Origin of the sequence: Enterococcus eurekensis, from assembly GCF_042654605.1 — a bacterium.
Taxonomy (GTDB): Bacteria; Bacillota; Bacilli; order Lactobacillales; family Enterococcaceae; genus Enterococcus_I; species Enterococcus_I eurekensis.
This window is the reverse complement of the sequence record NZ_JBHSGT010000081.1, coordinates 1-979: the sequence shown is the minus strand read 5'-3', so window position 1 is coordinate 979 and position 979 is coordinate 1. Positions and strand designations below refer to the sequence as shown.

Below are 979 nucleotides of genomic sequence, written 5' to 3'. Positions count from 1 at the left end.
GTGTACAGAAATGAAAAAAGCCCATAAAATCAGAATCTACCCTAATTCAAGACAGGAAATTCAATTTCAAAAAACCTTTGGTTGTGTTCGGTTCTACTGGAATTTTTTACTTGACCAACGGATTACGAATGACAAGATGAAAAAAGAAAATCCTGAATATATTGAAAACAAACTGACCTATGCTGGACTGAAAAAGCAAGAAGAATTTTCTTGGTTAAAAGAAGTTGAAGCACAACCTCTAAGCCAAGTAAATATGGATTTGAATAAAGCGTACAAAAATACGTTCAACTCTAAATTCGGATTTCCTAAATTCAAGAGTAAAAAATATTCAAAGAAATCCTATCGAACTGCCGTAGGCATGAAAGTCAACGGACGATACTTCTATGTTTCTAAAGTTGGTTGGGTCAAGATGGCAGAAGAATTGCGTTTCAAAGGGAAATTAATGAACGTGACGATCAGTCAAACTAAATCAGGGAAATATTTTGCGACATTCTTAGTTGATGCTGAGAATTTCCAACAAGAACCCGTAGCAAATAACATTGGATTAGATTTGGGCTTAACTCATTTCTGTATCACATCCGCAGGAGAAAAAATCGATAATAACCGATTCTATCGCTCTCTTGAACAACGGTTAATACGCGCACAACGAAAACTTTCCAAGCGTTTGGAAGTTGCGAAAAAACACAATCGAAAATTAGATGAGTGTCGCAACTACCAAAAACAAAAAGTAAAAGTTGCGCGTATCCATGAGAAAATTGCCAACCAACGTACTGATTTTTTACATAAACTATCTTCACGACTTACTGATGAGAACCAAATCATTTGTATTGAAGATTTGAATGTAAAAGGGTTGGTTAAAAATCATAAATTAGCGAAGTCAATATCAGATGTATCTTGGAGTGAATTCGTTCGACAATTAGACTATAAATGTGCATGGAAAGGTCGTACTTTAGTTAAAGTTGACCGATTTTTCCCAAGT

At 34.9% G+C, this 979-nt stretch carries 1 protein-coding gene; it reads left to right on the top strand.

What is annotated here, in order from left to right; genetic code table 11:
- Positions 1-10: 10 nt before the first annotated feature.
- On the top strand, positions 11-979 hold a 969-nt coding region (locus ACFO3L_RS11490; RefSeq protein WP_379967712.1), incomplete at its 3' end, for an RNA-guided endonuclease TnpB family protein.